Annotated in this window: 13 protein-coding genes and 2 pseudogenes; 7 read left to right on the top strand and 8 right to left on the bottom strand. The window is 60.9% G+C overall.

All coding sequences use genetic code 11. From position 1 onward, the window contains the following. Positions 1-22 precede the first annotated feature (22 nt). Together ACPYOI_RS02235 and ACPYOI_RS02230 are read right to left on the bottom strand one after the other, a co-directional pair. Positions 23-3,175, bottom strand: coding sequence for an efflux RND transporter permease subunit (locus ACPYOI_RS02235; protein ID WP_481422503.1), 3,153 nt, complete (start codon positions 3,173-3,175; stop codon positions 23-25). Next, positions 3,172-4,359, bottom strand: a complete 1,188-nt coding sequence (locus ACPYOI_RS02230) for an efflux RND transporter periplasmic adaptor subunit (protein WP_481414747.1) — start codon at positions 4,357-4,359, stop codon at positions 3,172-3,174. Before ACPYOI_RS02230 ends, ACPYOI_RS02235 begins: the two co-directional genes overlap by 4 nt. A 288-nt stretch (positions 4,360-4,647) precedes the next feature. On the opposite strand from ACPYOI_RS02230, the pseudogene ACPYOI_RS02225 reads away from it, so the two are divergent. Both ACPYOI_RS02225 and ACPYOI_RS02220 read left to right on the top strand, forming a co-directional pair. Next, a pseudogene (locus ACPYOI_RS02225) lies at positions 4,648-5,320 on the top strand (YoaK family protein). Between the two features lie 67 nt (positions 5,321-5,387). Further along, positions 5,388-7,847, top strand: coding sequence for an ATP-dependent helicase (locus ACPYOI_RS02220; RefSeq protein WP_481414749.1), 2,460 nt, complete (start codon positions 5,388-5,390; stop codon positions 7,845-7,847). Between the two features lie 3 nt (positions 7,848-7,850). Here ACPYOI_RS02220 and ACPYOI_RS02215 read toward each other — a convergent pair whose 3' ends face one another. The 4 genes from ACPYOI_RS02215 to ACPYOI_RS02200 all read right to left on the bottom strand — a co-directional run bounded on the left by ACPYOI_RS02215 (position 7,851) and on the right by ACPYOI_RS02200 (position 10,763). Then, positions 7,851-8,612 (bottom strand): DUF5131 family protein, encoded by a 762-nt coding sequence (locus tag ACPYOI_RS02215; protein WP_481414750.1) that lies wholly within the window; start codon positions 8,610-8,612, stop codon positions 7,851-7,853. After that, positions 8,612-9,610: a three-Cys-motif partner protein TcmP gene (tcmP, locus tag ACPYOI_RS02210; protein WP_481414751.1), complete on the bottom strand. Its 999-nt coding sequence runs from the start codon at positions 9,608-9,610 to the stop codon at positions 8,612-8,614. Before tcmP ends, ACPYOI_RS02215 begins: the two co-directional genes overlap by 1 nt. 43 nt (positions 9,611-9,653) lie before the next feature. After that, the gene (locus tag ACPYOI_RS02205) at positions 9,654-10,001 is read right to left on the bottom strand and encodes a hypothetical protein (protein WP_481414752.1); all 348 of its coding nucleotides are present in this window, start codon (positions 9,999-10,001) and stop codon (positions 9,654-9,656) included. Between the two features lie 363 nt (positions 10,002-10,364). Further along, the gene (locus tag ACPYOI_RS02200; RefSeq protein WP_481414753.1) at positions 10,365-10,763 is read right to left on the bottom strand and encodes a DUF488 domain-containing protein; all 399 of its coding nucleotides are present in this window, start codon (positions 10,761-10,763) and stop codon (positions 10,365-10,367) included. 361 nt (positions 10,764-11,124) lie between these two features. Here ACPYOI_RS02200 and ACPYOI_RS02195 point away from each other — a divergent pair. From ACPYOI_RS02195 to ACPYOI_RS02180, 4 genes and pseudogenes are all read left to right on the top strand, one after another. Next, a pseudogene (locus ACPYOI_RS02195) lies at positions 11,125-11,619 on the top strand (EF-hand domain-containing protein). 270 nt (positions 11,620-11,889) lie between these two features. Further along, positions 11,890-12,516 (top strand): bifunctional nicotinamidase/pyrazinamidase, encoded by a 627-nt coding sequence (pncA, locus tag ACPYOI_RS02190; RefSeq protein ID WP_481414755.1) that lies wholly within the window; start codon positions 11,890-11,892, stop codon positions 12,514-12,516. A 144-nt stretch (positions 12,517-12,660) separates the two neighbouring features. After that, entirely contained in the window at positions 12,661-13,380 is a 720-nt protein-coding gene (locus tag ACPYOI_RS02185) for an AzlC family ABC transporter permease (protein ID WP_481414756.1), read from the top strand. 2 nt (positions 13,381-13,382) lie between these two features. Next, positions 13,383-13,691, top strand: coding sequence for an AzlD family protein (locus ACPYOI_RS02180; protein WP_481414757.1), 309 nt, complete (start codon positions 13,383-13,385; stop codon positions 13,689-13,691). A gap of 51 nt (positions 13,692-13,742) precedes the next feature. Here ACPYOI_RS02180 and ACPYOI_RS02175 read toward each other — a convergent pair whose 3' ends face one another. Further along, a complete protein-coding gene (locus tag ACPYOI_RS02175; protein WP_481414758.1) occupies positions 13,743-15,578 on the bottom strand; it encodes an aminopeptidase P family protein in 1,836 nt (611 codons plus the stop codon). A gap of 278 nt (positions 15,579-15,856) precedes the next feature. Here ACPYOI_RS02175 and ACPYOI_RS02170 point away from each other — a divergent pair, with 278 nt between their 5' ends. Continuing rightward, positions 15,857-16,030, top strand: a complete 174-nt coding sequence (locus ACPYOI_RS02170) for a hypothetical protein (protein WP_168830708.1) — start codon at positions 15,857-15,859, stop codon at positions 16,028-16,030. A 155-nt stretch (positions 16,031-16,185) separates the two neighbouring features. Here ACPYOI_RS02170 and ACPYOI_RS02165 read toward each other — a convergent pair whose 3' ends face one another. After that, complete coding sequence (locus tag ACPYOI_RS02165) at positions 16,186-17,064, bottom strand: 50S ribosomal protein L11 methyltransferase (RefSeq protein WP_481414759.1); 879 nt, start codon at positions 17,062-17,064, stop codon at positions 16,186-16,188. Positions 17,065-17,073 lie beyond the last annotated feature (9 nt).

Here is a 17,073-nt window from a genome sequence, read left to right as displayed (position 1 = left end):
GCCTTCGGGCGAGAGGTCGAATCTATTCCGCGGCCTGAAGATGCTTCGGATCGGGCACGACTTTCGGACGTGTCGCAACCGCCATTTCCTCGTGCAGCCGGGCCTCTTCGTGAGCATGAGGCGTGGCAAAACGCGCGATGAGGAAATACGCGACCGGCGTGATGAAGAGCGTGACCAGCGTCGCGAAACCCAATCCGCCGACGATGACCCAGCCAAGCGCAATGCGCGCTTCCGCGCCCGCTCCATGCGCGAAGACCAGCGGAACGCCGCCGAGAATGGTCGCGATCATTGTCATCATGACCGGACGAAGGCGAAGCGCGCAGGCACGCTCGATCGCCTCGCGAACCGCTACCCCGTGATCCCTCAGCTGGTTGGCGAATTCGACGATCAGGATGCCGTTCTTCGCCATGACGCCGACAAGCAGCACCAGGCCGATCTGGCTATAGATGTTGAGGCTCGACCCAGTGATGATCAGCGCGAAGACCGCGCAGGCAAGCCCAAGCGGAACGGTCGACATGATGATCAGCGAGGAAAGCACGCTTTCGAACTGCGCCGCCAGCACCAGGAAGATGATAACGATCGCAAAGGCGAAGGTAAGCGCCATGCCGCTTGAATTCTCTTCAAGCGTGGCCGCTTCGGCAAGCGGAACCAGACGCGCGCCAGGCGGCAGGATCGGGGCAGCAAGCTCCGACACCTGCTTGACGGCATCGCCGAGCGACATGCCATCCTTCAAGCCTGCGGTGATTGCGACCGAAGCCAGCTGCGATTCGCGGTTCAGCTGCGGCGCGACCGCCCCTTCCTTCATCGAAGCGATGACCGATATCGGTACGATCTTGCCGTCGCCTGTTTTCAGGAAGACGTTTTCGAGATCCGTCGGATCGTCGAGCGGCCGGGTGGTCGAGGTCAGCAGCACCGGGTAGGCTTCGCCCTTGACGAAGACGTCGACGACGGAGCGTCCCTCAAGCAGCGATTGCATCGCCGTCGATAGCCCCGTGATATCGATGCCAAGATCCGAAGCGCGTTCGCGGTCGATGGCGACCGAGACCTGCGCCTGCGTCGGCTCGTTGGTGAGGCGCGGCGTATCATACTGCCCGGTCGCGTCCAGCGCCTGCACCAGCTTGACCGCGGAAGCCGTCAGGCTCTCGTAATCATTGCCGACGACCGCCATCTGCAGGCCGTTACCGGCGCCGCGAATGCGTAGGCTGTTCGACTGGATCGCATTGCCGCGGAGTGCGGGAACACGCGCTGCCGCCCGGTTGATATCCTGAACGATCTCTGCCTGCGTCCGGTGACGCTCACTCCAAGGCGCCAGCGTCAGCACCATGAAGCCGCTATTAGCCGAACCGCCCTGCCCGGAGATCGAGAAGATGTTTCGGATGTCGCCGCTTTTGAGCAGCGGCTGCAGGTATTCTTCGACGAGCTGCAGCTTGTCGCGCGTGTATTCGAGGCTTGATCCCTGCGGTGCGGTGAGCCGCATCATCACCATCGCGCGGTCTTCGTTTGGCGTCAGTTCGTTTTTGACGGTCGAGAATGCGACAAGCGCTGCGCCGGCAAAGAAAATCGACGCCACCAGGACGACCAGGGGGGCGTTGAGGCAGCGCTGCAGGCCCCATTGGTAGACACGTGCGAAGATGCTGCCGAACCGGCCGAGCGCGCCGTGATCTTCCAGCATCGGCTTCGTCAGCATCCGTGACGCCAGCATCGGACATAAAGTGAGCGCGACGATCGACGAGAGACCGACCGAGAACGCCAACACGAACCCGAATTCCCGGAAGAGGCCGCCGACCTGTCCCGGCAGGAACGATAGCGGAATGAAGACCGCGGCAAGCGTTGCCGTGGTCGCGATAACGGCGAAGAAGACCTCGCGCGTGCCGAGCACCGCCGCCGCCCGCGGCCCCATGCCTTCGGCCCGCCGGCGCACGATATTTTCCAGCACCACGATCGCGTCGTCGACGACGAGACCCGTGGCCAGAACGATCGCGAGCAGCGTCAGGATGTTGATCGAGAAGCCGACGAGGTAGATTGCAGCCAGCGTGCCGATCAATGCAACCGGCATGCTGACCGCCGGGATGAGGGTTGCCCGCCAGTCGCGCAGGAAGAGATAGATGACGCCGGTAACGATGACCGCGGCAAGGATCAGCGCCAGGACGACCTCATGGATGGCGCCCTGGATGAACACCGCATCGTCGCTGGTGATCGCGATCTTGGTGCCCTCCGGCAGCGTCTTCGACAGCTGCTCGACAACCGTCTTGATGCCGCTCGAAATATTGAGCGTGTTCGATTGCGCCTGGCGAATGACGCCGAGGCCAATGCCCTGAATGCCGTTGGAGCGCAGCGCCGTCTCGCCGTCGCGCGGTCCGAGGGTCACGGTCGCGACATCACCAAGGCGTACGTGGTCCTGCAGGATGACCTTGGCGAAATCCTGCGGGTTCTGCAGGTTCGCGGTCGCGCGCACGACGATATCCTGCGTCGCACTCTTCAGCGATCCGGCCGGAACGTCGAGCGCGGAACTGGAGAGCGCCTGCGTCAGATCGCCGACCGTGAGACCGCGGCTGGCGAGCGCCCCCTGATCCACATCGACGCGGAAGATCTTTTCCTGGTCCCCATACTCCTCGACATCGGCGACGCCATCGACGGAAGCCAGGCGGTCGACGATCTCGTTTTCGACGAGAAGCGTCAGATCATCCATGTTGAGATTGGTGGACGTCACCGCAAGACGCATGATCGCCTGCGAATCCGAATCCGCCTTGACGATCTGCGGCGCGTCGGCTTCGTCCGGAAGCTGCTGCGTGATGCGGCCGATCGCGTCGCGCACGTCGTTTGCGGCAACTGCAAGGTCGACGCTGTCGGAAAACTCCAGGGTCACGCGGCTTTGGCCGAACTGCGACTGCGACGAGATCGACTTCAGGCCACTGACGCGCGCAGCCGCGCCTTCGATCACCTTGGTCAGCTCCTGATCGATCGTCTGCGGCGACGCGCCGTCGAAGGTCGTGCGTACGGTCACGACCGGGCGGTCGACATCCGGCAGCTCGCGCACTTCGATACCGGCATAGGCCGCGAGGCCCGCCACAACCATCAGTGTGTTGAAAACCAGCGCCAGGATCGGCCGGCGCACGAAGAGGGCCGTAAAGGTCTGCTTGCCGGACGCTCTCTCGGGGAGTTCGGTCACGCTCATTGTGCCGTGACCTCGCTGCTCGAGGCCACTTCATTGGCGACCCGCACCGCCCCGGCTTCGCGGACGCGCTGCAGGCCCTGCGTTACGATGGCGTCGCCATCCTTGATGTCGGCCTTGACGAGCACGAAATCCGGATTGCGCTGCACGATGCTGACCCGCACCTTGCGCGACTTGCCGTCGACGACGCGCCAGACGAAGGAACCCTGCGAATCCCACTGAACGGACAGCGGGTCGACCGCCGGGTATTTGTCGCCGGCAAACTTCATGCTGACATTGAAGGACATGCCGGCGCGAAGCTCGTCCGTACTGTTATCGATCCGTCCGCGGATGCGCAGTGTCCGGCTTGCCGCGTCGACGCGGTTATCCACCGCCTCGACTTCGCCGGTGAACACCTGGCCCGGCCGCGCGACCGACATTGCCTCGACCGGCTGGCCAACGGAAACCGTATTGGCGAAACGCTCCGGCACCCAGTAGTCGACCAGGATTTCGGAGCGGTCGTCGAGCGTCACGATCGGCGTGCTGGTGGTCACGTTGTCGCCGATGTTGACCGGGACGATGCCTACGATGCCATCGATCGGCGCGACGATATTGCGCCGGGCAAGATTGAGGTCGGCGGCCTGCAGCTGCAACCGCGCACCCTGCTCGACGATCTCGGCATCGAACACATCCATGCGCGAAACGCTGGATTTGATGTTGTGGTAGAGATTGGATTTCTCCATCGCGCTCTTCAGCGCCACCTCCGCCTGCCCCTTGGCGATCACCTGTTCTTCGCTGTCGAGCTTGGCGAGCACCTGTCCCTGTTTGACCTTGTCGCCCGACTTGATGAGGATTTCGCGGATCGTGCCTGTTGCCTGCGGCGTCACGGCCACCGAGCGGATCGCGTCACCCGTGCCGATCGCGTTCAGCCGGTCGTTCACGACGCCCTGCACGACAGCCTGCGTCACGACGAGAACGGCGCCATTGCGCGCCCCGCCGCCGTTGCGGCCTCCACCCTGGCTGCCCTGCCCCTGCTCTGATCCGCCGGCATCGGATGTCTTCATGGCCGGAGCCAGCTTGGCCACGAGGCTTTCCGGAACTCCCGCATTTCTTAAAGTATCAGCCGAACCCGGCACAAAGAAAATCCATCCGGCAAAGCCGGCCGCAATAACGATGATAGAAAGAACAATCTGCTTCCAAAAAGCCATTCACGTCTCCAGGAGGGACTCGAGGTTAGACCAGGGTCGGTCGTAAGAGGCGTCTGTCAGACACAATCGCGTGTCTGCGGCAATATCGCCTCTTTACAAACCGGCTTCAAGCGTATCCATCCGTCATTACAGAATTGTAATCTCGGCGAGATCCGAAAAGTCGAGATGCAGGTCACTTTTGCTTGAGCATCCACGTATTTTTCGACAGATTTCAGCCGCCGCTTCTTCAGTAGAACAGAAAAGCGCAGTAAAGCGGCAACGCCCGTCCCGACAGTCCGAGGGAGACCTATGCGCCCCGCCTTTCCCTTCCTCCTCAGCTTCACCGGCGGTTATGTGGACACAGCCGGGTTCCTGGCGCTCGGCGGTCTGTTCACCGCCCATGTCACCGGCAACTTCGTGACGCTCGGGGCTGCACAGGCCTTCGGGACCTCGGGCATCATCGCCAAGCTTCTGGCGCTGCCGGTCTTCTGCATCACCATCTTCCTGCTGCGTTACCTCACGCGACGCACGGCGGATGAGCGCAAGCTTGCGGACGATGCTGGTCCTGAAACTGCTTTTCCTCATCGCCGGAGCCGCCATGGCAATCCGCCTCGGTCCTTTTTCCGATCCCGACGGCCTGCCGCTCGTTGTCACCGGCATGCTGCTCGTCATCGCCATGGCGATCCAGAATGCCGCGCACCGCATCCACCTCTCCGCCGCGCCGCCCGGCACGCTGATGACCGGCACGACGACACAGATCATGATCGACCTCGCCGATCTCGCCCATGGAGGCCCGGCCGATGCGGAAAAGCCCGTGAAGCCGCGGCTTGCCAAGATGGCGCTCGCAGTCGCCACCTTCGCGCTCGGCTGCGGGCTTGCAGCTCTCGCCTATGTGCTCGCAGGCCTCTGGTGCTTCGCGTTTCCGCCGCTTCTTGCGCTCGTCTCTGTAACCCTCGCCTTCCGCCCGCCGGAAAGCCCGTAAAACTTGGCGGAATGAAAGCAGAACATCTTTTCTGGTCTTTCCAGCCCGAATCACTACATTACGCGCCATGAGCAACAGTTTCGACGATATTCCCTTCTTCGACGAAGAGCCCGGCGAAGCGCCGCGCAAGCCGCAGGCGCCCGCTCCTGCAGGCGGTGGGCTCGCTGCCCGCGCCATGGCAGCGCGCGACGGCGGCAGGCGGCCGGACTACCTCGCAGGCCTCAATCCGGAGCAGACCGAAGCCGTCGAGACGCTGGACGGCCCGGTCCTGGTTTTGGCGGGTGCTGGCACCGGCAAGACCCGCGTGCTGACGACCCGTATCGCCCACATATTGAGTACCGGCCGCGCCTTCCCTTCCCAGATCCTCGCCGTCACCTTTACCAACAAGGCTGCCCGCGAGATGAAGGAGCGTATCGCGCTGCTCGTCGGCGGCACCGTCGAAGGCATGCCCTGGCTCGGCACCTTCCACTCAATCGGCGTCAAGCTGCTTCGCCGTCATGCCGAACTCGTCGACCTGCGCTCCGACTTCACCATCCTCGATACCGACGACGTCGTGCGCCTGATCAAGCAGTTGATCCAGGCCGAAGGCCTCGACGACAAACGCTGGCCGGCCAAGCAGTTCGCCGGCATGATCGACACCTGGAAGAACAAGGGCCTCGGCCCGGCCGACATTCCCGAAGGCGACGCCCGCGCCTTTGCCAACGGCCGCGGCCGCGAACTCTATTTCGCTTACCAGTCCCGGCTTTCGACGCTGAACGCCTGCGATTTCGGCGATCTCTTGATGCATCCGATCGCCATCTTCCGCAGGAACCCGGACCTGCTCAAGGAATATCACCAGCGCTTCCGCTATATCCTCGTCGACGAGTATCAGGACACCAACACGGCACAGTACATGTGGCTGCGGCTGCTGGCCCAGCGGCCGAAAGGCGAGCTGCAGAACGTCTGCTGCGTCGGTGATGACGACCAGTCGATCTACGGCTGGCGCGGCGCGGAAGTGGACAACATCCTGCGCTTCGAGAAGGATTTTCCCGGCGCCAGGGTCATCAAGCTGGAGCGCAACTACCGCTCGACCGAGCACATCCTCGGTGCCGCCGCCCACCTGATCGCCCACAACGAAGGCCGCCTCGGCAAGACGCTCTTCACCGATCGTGCCGATCCTGAGGACGTCAAGGTGCAGGTGCACGCCTCCTGGGACAGCGAGGAAGAGGCCCGCGCCATCGGCGACGAGATCGAGGCGCTGCAGCGCGACAAGCATCTCCTCAACGACATGGCAATCCTGGTGCGCGCCTCCTTCCAGATGCGCGAATTCGAAGACCGCTTCGTCACGCTCGGCCTCAACTACCGCGTCATCGGCGGCCCGCGATTCTACGAGCGTCTCGAAATCCGCGACGCCATGGCCTATTTCCGCCTCGTCGCCCAGCCGGCAGACGACCTCGCCTTCGAGCGCATCGTCAACACGCCGAAGCGCGGCCTCGGCGACACGACGGTGCGCGCGCTGCACGACTATGCCCGCGCCCGCGACATCCCGATGCTGGCAGCAGCAGCCGATATCATCGAAACCGACGAGCTGAAGCCCAAGGCGCGCAAGGCGCTCTTCGACGTCGTGCAGTCCTTCCGCCGCTGGCAAGGGCTGCTCGAAAACACGCCGCATACCGAGCTTGCCGAGCAGATTCTCGAAGAATCCGGCTATACCGACATGTGGAAGGCCGACAAGACGGCCGAAGCGCCGGGACGGCTGGAAAACCTCAAGGAACTCATCCGCTCGATGGAAAGCTTCGAATCGCTGCGCGGCTTCCTGGAGCACGTCGCCCTGGTCATGGACGCCGAGCAGAACGAAGACCTCGACGCTGTCTCGATCATGACGCTGCATTCAGCCAAGGGCCTGGAATTCGACACCGTGTTCCTGCCCGGATGGGAGGAAGGCCTCTTCCCGCACCAGCGGGCGCTGGATGAAAGCGGCCGCGCTGGTCTCGAGGAGGAACGCCGCCTCGCCTATGTCGGCATCACCCGCGCCAAGCGCCGCTGCCACATCTGGTTCGTCTCCAACCGCCGCATCCACGGCCTCTGGCAATCGACGCTTCCCTCGCGCTTCCTCGACGAGCTTCCGGAAACCCATGTCGCGGTCGCCGAGATGGAGCAGTCCTACGGCGGATACGGCCGCGGCGGCTACGGCCAGTCGCGCTTCGACAAGGCCGATCCCTTCGCCAATTCCTATTCCACTCCCGGCTGGAAACGTGCACAGCAGAACAAGACCGACGCCACCCGCGACAACTGGGGTACCCGCTCCGGCCACGCCGTCGAGCGCATCGGCTACGGCGAAAGCGGCCCCAAGGGCCGCACCATCGAAGGCGAACTGGTCGCCAAATCCACCTCCACCGAACCCTCGCGCTTCCAGATGGGCGACCGCGTCTTCCACCTGAAATTCGGCAACGGCAACATTACCGGAATCGAGGGCAACAAGCTGACGATCGATTTCGACCGCGCGGGGCAGAAGCGGGTGCTGGACGGGTTTGTGGAGCGGGTTTAGTGCCTAACCGAACGATAACGTGCGCGGCATCTCATCCCACGTTTGGCCTTGATATTCGCGTCCGGTCTTTTTCTTGTTTACGCCGCCCCACTGCTTGAAGAAAAAGGCTGTTCCCGCCTCATCGCAGGCTGCTTTGATTTCATCGATCCAAGCAATGTCCATGGGCCGAGCGCCCGGGCCTGACTCCCCACCAACTATTGCCCAGTCAATGTCCTTCAGGGCTACGTGTCCTACGCTGCGCAATAACGGCTCAAAGGATACGAATCGGACAGCAGCCGGAGTTGCACGAAGATCGTCGATGCGATCGACATAGTCGCCGCTTTCGACAGACGTGCCCAACCAAACATTTTCAAGTATTGGGAAGTTACCTGACGCAAGAATTCGGGCCATATTATCCGGCCTCTTTGTCAAAACCTGGAAGACATGCCAATGCGCATCGGCCATCGTCTCCCAAACCCGACGGATAAACTCGACGGGAACCTTATCTTGAAATAGATCGGACATTGAATTGACGAAAATCATCCTTGGCTTTCGCCAAGAAATGGGCGCCGCAACGACGCGCTCATTGAGGACCACTTTGCCTGTCCAAACATGACGTTTTCCGCTTTTGCGGGTAGTTCCTCGATAGCTACCATGCCCCATAGCATCTAAACGCGCAGCCATGCGCATGGCATAACAGTTGGTGCAGCCAGGCGAGATTATGGTGCAACCAGAGACCGGGTTCCAAGTCGCGTCTGTCCATTCGATATCCGATAGACCTGCCATTATTTCCTCGTCATGATATCGCGCGCCACCCTCTGAGCTAAGGTTTTTGCTCTGTCTCCCGGATTCGCACAAGCAAAAATCAAGGAATAATAATGTCGTCCATTCCTTCCCAACGGAAGCCACTTCTTAGATACGCCACCTCCAAAGTTCGTCTCCATGCACTCAATCATGTATCGAGTGATACCATCGGCGGTGGCAATCTTTTGCTTATCGGTATTGCTGGCCGCAAACATATCTGTCTGAGCGGACATTGTCTCCGCAACAACTTCTTTTCGCCAATCAAACGGGCCAAACATCCGATCGATCGATTCTTCAGCATCCTTCAAGATAATCCCAGACGCTTTGATTTGGCGAGCCACACCAAGCCATGCCGGAAACAGATACCAAAGATCAGCTTTCTTAGACTCAGCGATAACTCTAAGCGTGTCCCATCGCACCTGATTGCCGAAGGGGTCGAGGAAAATCAAAGCTCGATCAGAAGGCCCGAGTTTGGTGCAAAAGTCGGTTACAACATCATTCGCGTCCCCATCGCGAACCTCTATGCGGTCTTTCAAATGGGGATAGGTGTTTGCGAGTTGTTGTAGCTCGCTGGCATTCTTTCGTTTCAGATCGGAGAACACATACCTTGAAAACGGTATCTCCACATCCAACGCTCTTCGAACAGATCCGACAATGACTGCTTCAGAATCTTGGATACCCGGAAGCAAAGGCATTGCTGCCCCAACTGGGATTTCGCCTGTCCCGGCAAATGCATCAAGATAGTGAAGCCTAAACGGCCGCTGCGGAGAGGGCTTATTTTGCAAAACCCTCGTATAAAAATTTGCGTAATCGAAAACAGTATCTAGTTTGACTTTGGTATGCGTGTGCCCGAACGGTTTTTGCACCATCAATTTCCCCAACACAGAACATAGAGAGAACTTAGCAAATAGAAACGAGCAGTCAATTACGGTTGAAGAATATTTTCTTTGTACTTTTAAATTGTAAGCACCGCGTTCCATTCGTGACTTTGCATCTGCGTCTCGCGTGAGCTCGCTACACCGCTCACCCCAGCATCGGCATCCTGCCCAATCCGAGAATATCGTTGACCAGCGCAACCGCGATCCCCACGGCGACGACGATAAGCCCGATGAGGAAAAGCCGCCGCGAGCGGTCGTATTTGGCGGCAATCAGCGAATCCCGCGCCAGGAGATCGGCAAAGACCTTTACCTGGATAGCGATGCCGGCTGTCAGGAGCAGCATCGGCAGGATGTCGATGCGGCTCCAGTCGTTCGGGTTCGAAACCCAACGGCTGAGGAATGTCAGCGAAAAGCCGAGAATGATGCCTGCCGCCGTCAGCGAACCGTTGCGGAACGTCGCGTCGATCTTCTCCTCAGGACCGGGCTCGGGCATGGCTTGGTTTCCGGCTGCTCTCCTTATGCAACAAAGGCAGAAATGGCCTCAAACGGCAAGGGGCTGCCCACAGGCGTCCCGGTCTCTTCCCCGGCGCCTTCGGCTCTGAAGGCATGGATGCGAGCACCCTCACCCCTTCGTGACTTCGCATTCCGCCCTCCCTCCCGCATAATCCCGCCGGGCTGGAATAGGAGGTGCGGATGAAACGCTATTCATTGTCCCTGATCGGCCTATCTCTCGTGATCGCCGTTCTCGGCAATCCGGGACTTGCTCTGGCCTGCAACAAGATTATCGGGACCTGACCTCTGGTAGCACTCATGCAAAAAGGCGCGGCCGGGGCCGCGCCTTTTTGCTGCCCGCCATTCAGGCCGGCGTGCAGGCGATCTTTGCGCCGCGCTCTGCAAGGAGGCCGCGCAGCAGGCTGCGGTGGCAGCGGTTTTCGTTTTCGCAGTAACAGCCGACGGAGAAATTGGCTGTGTGCGAAAGTGCCGCCAGCGTGTCGAGAACATGGCTCGTGTCGTGTGCCGCCATCTCCTTGAGGTAGCCACGCGAAAAGGCCTTCCACTCGGCTTCCGTTTCCGCCGCCCGGGCCTGCGTCACCAATTCCTGGCTCGGGGCCAGCATCGGCAGCCAGACGTCGTAATAGTCGCGGCTGGAAAACTCTTCCTTCGGCACGCCGCGCGGCGGCCGCCGGACGGTGCCGATGCGCAGCCCCTCGTCTTTTTGCCGCGGCGTCCCCAGTCGTACGATGCTGATTGCCATCGCTTCCTCCGATGATCTTCCCGATGCCTATCTAGTCCCGGGGGAAGCAGCCTGACAATATGCCGCAGCATCTCAAGCGCCTTCCGGGCGCGCAGTTGCCTCCCAGGGGTGTCCCGGCTGCATTGATGCCAGCGGACGGTGAGATTTTCCGGCTCGCCCGCGCAAATCAGGGCCAAAATTCATTAGCAAATTCAAAGAAATACAAGCGGTGACCAAAAGGTTAACGCGCAAGGCTCCCCGCCGTCAATCGTACTTCTCGCCTGTCAAAACGACGCTTTGACGGTATCCGCAAATCAGCTTAGCCCGGCGTTGTCCGTCCATGAAGGCCGGGCTTCACGACGAACTCGCAAAGGAGGTTCAAGTGACCAGTGTTTCATCCTTAGGCAGTGCGCTTACCCAGTATCAAGCTCCCCTCAACCCACTCGACAAGAACGGCGACGGCGTGGTTTCCGCCGATGAGCTCGCGGCCGCCAACCAGTCGCCCGGCCCAAGCACCAGCTCCTCCGCCAGCGATGGCGGCGATAATGGCGCAAGCATCGTTCAGAAGATCACCGGCGACATTCTTTCCCTGATGCTGCAGATGCAGCAGCAGAGCGACGACGGCAGCGATGACTCTACTGACGATTCCAAAGGCGTGTTCGCCTCGATGGATACGAATGGAGACGGCAAGCTGACGACGTCGGAATTGCTCTCCGCCGAGCCAGACGCCGCCGCATCGGGTGACGCCAGCGGCGAAAGCGATCCGTTCTTCGCCAATATTGCCAACGACATGCAGACTGCCCTTCAGGCCTAACGCAATACCTACGGCGCCGCCGAGACGGCCGATGCCGCAGCACAGACGACACAGGCGCTCTGACCTCTTCGCGCCGGATCGCAACGGATGGCCTGTACGCGCCATCTCACGAACAAGGCTCCGCCGGGGGAGCCGCCAGCCCTCGATTTACAGGCCCGTTCGGGCGAAACCCTTGGTCAAAGCAGGCGCGTCCAGAGCGTCCTTGCCGACACAATCGGCGCTCAGCTGGCTTTCCTGATGCCTGTGCTCTGCTATGCGAATCCTATATTGCCTTCTATGGACTGATGAGTCCCTGGCCCCATCACACAGCCTGACAATCGAAAGAGCCGCCGAATGAAAGCATTACTGCTGACCGATATTCAGATTGGTTTTTGCCCGGGGGGCAATCTTCCCGTACCGGAAGGCCATCAGGTCGTGCCGATTGCAAACGCCCTGATCGACAGCGGTCAATACGATCTGATCGTCGCCTCGCAGGATTGGCATCCGCCCGGCCACGGAAGCTTTGCCTCCTCCCATCCCGGCAAGCAGCCCTTTGAAATGGGTGAGCTTTCCGGCATGCCGCAAATGCTGTGGCCCGATCACTGCGTGCAGAATACCTCGGACGCTGAACTGCATCCGGGGCTGAAATCCGAAGAAGTACACTTTATCCAGCGGAAGGGCGAGAATCCGCGGGTGGACAGCTACTCCGCCTTCCGCGACAACGACAAGGCGCACTCGACCGGCCTTGCCGATTTCTTTCAGGAGCGGGGCGTAACCGAGCTCGACATCTGCGGTCTGGCGACCGATTACTGCGTGAAGTTCTCGGCGCTCGATGCGCTGGACATGGTACCCGGAATCAGGGTTCGCTTCATCGAGGACGCGAGCCGCGGGATCACACCGGAAGGTGTTTCCGCCGCAATCGACGAGATGCGCGCCCGCGGCATCGAAATCATCGACAGCCGAAAGGTGCTTGCCGCCTGAGTCTCAATCTCGCGCGGCTGCTTAATCATCGCTGCTTCGGCCGCTCACCATTCAGCAAAATCGATCGGTCGATCAACGAAATTCGGTTGCCGCGCGGGCGTCAGGCAAATAGAGCAGGTGCGTTTTGAAGAAGGATAGGTGCCGATGAGTCGCGCGGATTTTGTCGAGGGTTTGCGGGGCGGCTTTACGGTGGCACTGGCGTCCGCGCCCTTCGGAGCTCTGTTCGGCGCGCTTGCCGCCGATCACGGCATGTCGCTTGCCGAACTCACCTTCATGAGCGCGACCGTCTATGCGGGCGCCAGCCAGATGGTCGGGATCGAGCTTTTCGGCGGCAATGTCCCGGCCTGGGTGATCGTCGCCTCGATCCTCGCCGTCAACTTCCGGCATGTCCTCTATTCGGCGGCGATCGCCCGCCATATCCGCCACTTCACGCCGCTGCAGAAATTCTTCGCCTTCTTCCTGCTCGTCGATCCGCAATTCGCTGAAACCGTCAACCGTGGCGAGTCGGGCAAGCCCGTGACCTTCGTCTGGTATCTCGGCTTCGGGATCATCATCTACATTCCATGGGTGCTGGTCAGCCTTATCGGCGGCATGCTCGGCAGCTTCATCGGCGATCCGAGAACGCTCGGCCTAGACATCCTGCTGCCCGCCTACTTCCTGGGGATTGTCCTCGGCTTCCGCACCCGTGACAATTTCCTGCCGGTGGCGCTCGTCAGCGCCGTTGCCTCCGTGATCGCCTATCATCTCGTCGGCTCGCCCTGGCATGTCAGCCTCGGCGCGGCCGCAGGCATCGTGCTTGCCGCCCTGCTGCCCCTGCCCGCCGTCCACCAGCCAGAACCCGCAAACGAACCGCACGAGGTCTGATCATGGAATTCGATCTTCACATGATCCTCGTCATCATTGCGGCGGCGATCGCCACCTACGCGACGCGCATCGGCGGCTACGTTCTCATCACCACGATGAAGCGCATACCGCCGCGCGTGGAGGCAGCGCTGAATGCCGTGCCCGCCGCCGTGTTGACGACCCTCGTCGCTCCGGCCTTCTTCGACGGCAACTGGGACTCCAAACTCGCGCTGGTCGTCGCTCTCATCGTCGGCCTGCGGGTGTCGCATACCTGGATGCTTGTTGCGGCCTGGTTGATCGTCATGGCCTGGCGCCGCACGATCGGCATCTAACGAAAAAGGGCGGCTGGGCCGCCCTTTCCTTTTATCGTTGGTAGTGACCGCTCAATATTCGAGCGGTAGCGTCGCATTCTCCAGCCACGCCTTCACGTCCTTGTCGTGGATCAGCGGCATCAGCGCCTCGCGGGTGCGGGCGTGATACTCGTTGAACCAATGCCGCTCGTCATGCGTCAGTAGCTCGGGGATGATGAGACTGCGGTCGATCGGGCAGAAGGTGAGCGTCTCGAAGCTCAACATCGGCATGTCGCCGCCCTCGATCGCTTCGGGCCGCCGGATATAGATGAGGTTTTCGATGCGGATGCCGAAGCTGCCCGGCCGATAATAGCCCGGCTCGTTTGAGAGGATCATGCCGGGCAGAAGTTCCTGCGTCGAAATTCGCGATATGCGCTGCGGCCCCTCGTGCACCGAAAGATAGGAGCCGACGCCATGGCCGGTACCATGCCCGAAGTCCACCCCTGCTCGCCAAAGCGCGATGCGCGCCAGCGGATCGAGATCGCAGCCGCGCGTGCCTTTCGGGAATCGTGCCGTGCTGATCTGGATCATGCCCTTCAGCACTAGCGTGAAAAACCGCTTCTGCTCCTCGGTCACCGCACCGATGCCGACGGTGCGGGTGATGTCGGTCGTGCCGTTGATATATTGCGCGCCGGAATCGATCAGGAAAAGCTCGCCCGCGTTGATCGTCCGGTCGGTATCGACCGTCACCCGGTAGTGCATGATCGCGGCATGGTCGCCAGCGCCAGAAATCGTGTCGAACGAAATGTCCTTCAGCGGGTTCTGCATGTTCTGGCCGACGCTCGCCCGCACCGACTCGAGCCTTTTGGCCGCCGCGATTTCCGTCACCGTGCCCGGCTTTTGCTCCGACAGCCAGTAGAGGAACTCGACCATGGCCGCGCCATCCTGCAGATGCGCGGCCGCCGAGCCGTTGAGCTCGACACTGTTTTTGACCGCCCGCGGCAGCTTGGCCGGGTCTGCGGCCTCCACCACCTCGCCGCCTGCCTTGCGGATGATATCGGCAAGCGCATAGGAGGCGATTTCCGGATCGATCATCACCCGTCCGCCATCCTTGGAAACGGCCGCAAGGCGTTCATCGAGCGCCGAAGGTGGAAGCTGTACGCATATCTGCGCGAGATAGGCTTCCGGTTCGATGCCTGTCTTGCGCTTGTCGAGGAACAGCTCCGCCTTCCCGTCGGCATGGATGATGGCACGCGCCAAGGGATGCGGCGTATGGGGAACGTCAGCCCCGCGAATATTGAATGTCCACGCGATCGAGGATGGATCTGCGATCAGCACCGCCGCGACATTCTTCTTCGCCAGGTCGGCGGCGGTCGTCGCGATCTTGTCTTTTGCCAGCACACCGGCCTGCACGACGTTCTGGATCGTAACGGGCCCAAGCGGCTCTGCCGGACGATCCGTCCACAGCCTGTCGAGCGGATTGTGCGGCAGGATCACCAGCGTGCCGCCGATCTCCGAGAGCGCTTTTTCAAGCCGGCGGACCTCGGCCCCGGAATGCAGCCACGGATCGATGCCGAGCCGCATCCCCTGCTTGCCGTTTCGGGGAATCCAGACATGCGGGGGTTCGTTGACGAGGTCGCCGCCGGTAAAGACTGAGCCGTCGACCTGTTCCGCAAGCTGCGTCACGTAACGGCCATCGACGAAGACGATCGCTTGGGTGCGGTTTATGAGCGCGATGCCGGCCGATCCTGTGAAGCCTGTCAGCCAGGCCAGACGCTCCGCACATTTCGGCACATATTCGCCGTTGAACTCATCCGCACGCGGGACGAGAAAGGCGTCGATTCCGAGCGCGTCAAAACTTTCGCGCAGCAGCTGAACTCGATCGCGGCCGAATTGTGGCGTGGAGGTAACCTCAAAAGACTGGAACATACTGAAAACCCGATGGCTATTTCCGAATCCGCAGAACGGCGGCTGGACCTATGTTATCGAAAAATAAGGGCGCGGGGAGAAAAACCACGCACATCACCTTACGTCAGGCCGCGCATTATTTTGGCGGAAATGTGACACCAAAACGAGAATTGGCACGCTTTATGCATTCGCTGCATGGCACCCATGAGCGAAAGCCCCTGCCAAAGACTTTCGGAATAGTTATATAGGCGGCATCAGATGGTTCGAAAACGAGCCCGCAACGAATAAGGAAATCGAAAATGACTGCCTCTCTGTCGCGCTTCGCTTACAGCAGCCCGGTGCAGGCTGGCGAGCGCCAGACTGTGCATCACGTCATCGGTGCCCGCCGCCCCCTCAATGAGGATTCCCTCAGGACGTTCGGCATGGGTCACAAGATCACGCGCCCCAAGGGCGCACCCAGCTACGCGTTCTGAACTATTTGCCGCTTCGTTTCTCCTCCTCCCTCAACGGACCGGCAATCAGAACTGTAGAACCCGCTCGAGCGCTCCTCCTCCTTTAAGCTCGCGGGTATGACCGTTAAACGGTCGAAGGCGGTGCCTCTGGCACCGCCTTCTTTTTTGTCGGATAGCTACGGGCGATCCAGGTGGATCGTCACCCAACCATTTCGCCAGATCGTCCGGATATGGCGAAGCTTCGCGCCGTTGTAAGCCGCCAGCACTTTCCAGCGCTGCTCCGCGAGAATGCCGGACAAGATCACCGAACCGCCAGGCGCCAGATGCTCCGTCAGCTTCGGCGCCATCTTGATCAGCGGTCGCGCCAGAATATTGGCGATGACGAGGTCGAACGGCCCGTATTCGGCGAATGCCGTCGAATGAAAGCCCGGCGCGGTCTTCGTGACAATTCCCGATGCAATGCCGTTTCGCCGCACGTTCTCGGCCGCGACACGCGTCGCGATCGGATCGATATCCGTCGCGAGAACCGGGATGTTCTTGAGCTTGCGCACCGCAATCGCCAGAACACCGCTTCCCGTTCCGAGATCCAGCGCATTATCGACCGGCCGCGAACGAAGCACCTTGTCGATCACCTCGAGGCAGCCTGCCGTGGTGCCATGATGGCCGGTGCCGAACGCCTGGCCGGCATCGATCTCGATCCCGATATCGCCGGAGCGCACCTTGTCGCGATCATGCGAGCCATGCACGAGAAACCGCCCTGCCCGGACAGGCTTCAAACCCTCGAGGGATTTCGCCACCCAATCGATATCGGGGATGACTTCGCGCTCGACGGCCATTGCCGGAAACGGCGCCTTCAGGGCCTCCTCGACGCGAACGCGTACCTGATCCTCATCCTCCCGCATCATATAGACGGAGGCTTCCCAGATGTCCTTCTTCTCGTCGATCTCGGTTGTCGCTATCGCAAAGTCTTCTTCGCCGAAGACCTCGGTTAGAAGATCAAGGACTTGCCCGGCCTTCTTTTCGGTCGTCGTCACATACAGGCGGATTTCACTCACGAATTCGTC

The organism is Rhizobium sp. SVR5-2C, assembly GCF_056755115.1.
The sequence above is the reverse complement of the archived record's forward strand: the minus strand, read 5'-3'. Positions and strand labels throughout refer to the sequence as shown.

Coding starts and splice junctions, on each gene's coding strand:
- ACPYOI_RS02235 (WP_481422503.1), bottom strand. CDS start 3,175: ATGAGCGTGACCGAACTCCCCGAGAGAGCGTCCGGCAAGCAGACCTTT.
- ACPYOI_RS02230 (WP_481414747.1), bottom strand. CDS start 4,359: ATGGCTTTTTGGAAGCAGATTGTTCTTTCTATCATCGTTATTGCGGCC.
- ACPYOI_RS02220 (WP_481414749.1), top strand. CDS start 5,388: ATGAGCAACAGTTTCGACGATATTCCCTTCTTCGACGAAGAGCCCGGC.
- ACPYOI_RS02215 (WP_481414750.1), bottom strand. CDS start 8,612: ATGGCAGGTCTATCGGATATCGAATGGACAGACGCGACTTGGAACCCG.
- tcmP (WP_481414751.1), bottom strand. CDS start 9,610: ATGGAACGCGGTGCTTACAATTTAAAAGTACAAAGAAAATATTCTTCA.
- ACPYOI_RS02205 (WP_481414752.1), bottom strand. CDS start 10,001: ATGCCCGAGCCCGGTCCTGAGGAGAAGATCGACGCGACGTTCCGCAAC.
- ACPYOI_RS02200 (WP_481414753.1), bottom strand. CDS start 10,763: ATGGCAATCAGCATCGTACGACTGGGGACGCCGCGGCAAAAAGACGAG.
- pncA (WP_481414755.1), top strand. CDS start 11,890: ATGAAAGCATTACTGCTGACCGATATTCAGATTGGTTTTTGCCCGGGG.
- ACPYOI_RS02185 (WP_481414756.1), top strand. CDS start 12,661: ATGAGTCGCGCGGATTTTGTCGAGGGTTTGCGGGGCGGCTTTACGGTG.
- ACPYOI_RS02180 (WP_481414757.1), top strand. CDS start 13,383: ATGGAATTCGATCTTCACATGATCCTCGTCATCATTGCGGCGGCGATC.
- ACPYOI_RS02175 (WP_481414758.1), bottom strand. CDS start 15,578: ATGTTCCAGTCTTTTGAGGTTACCTCCACGCCACAATTCGGCCGCGAT.
- ACPYOI_RS02170 (WP_168830708.1), top strand. CDS start 15,857: ATGACTGCCTCTCTGTCGCGCTTCGCTTACAGCAGCCCGGTGCAGGCT.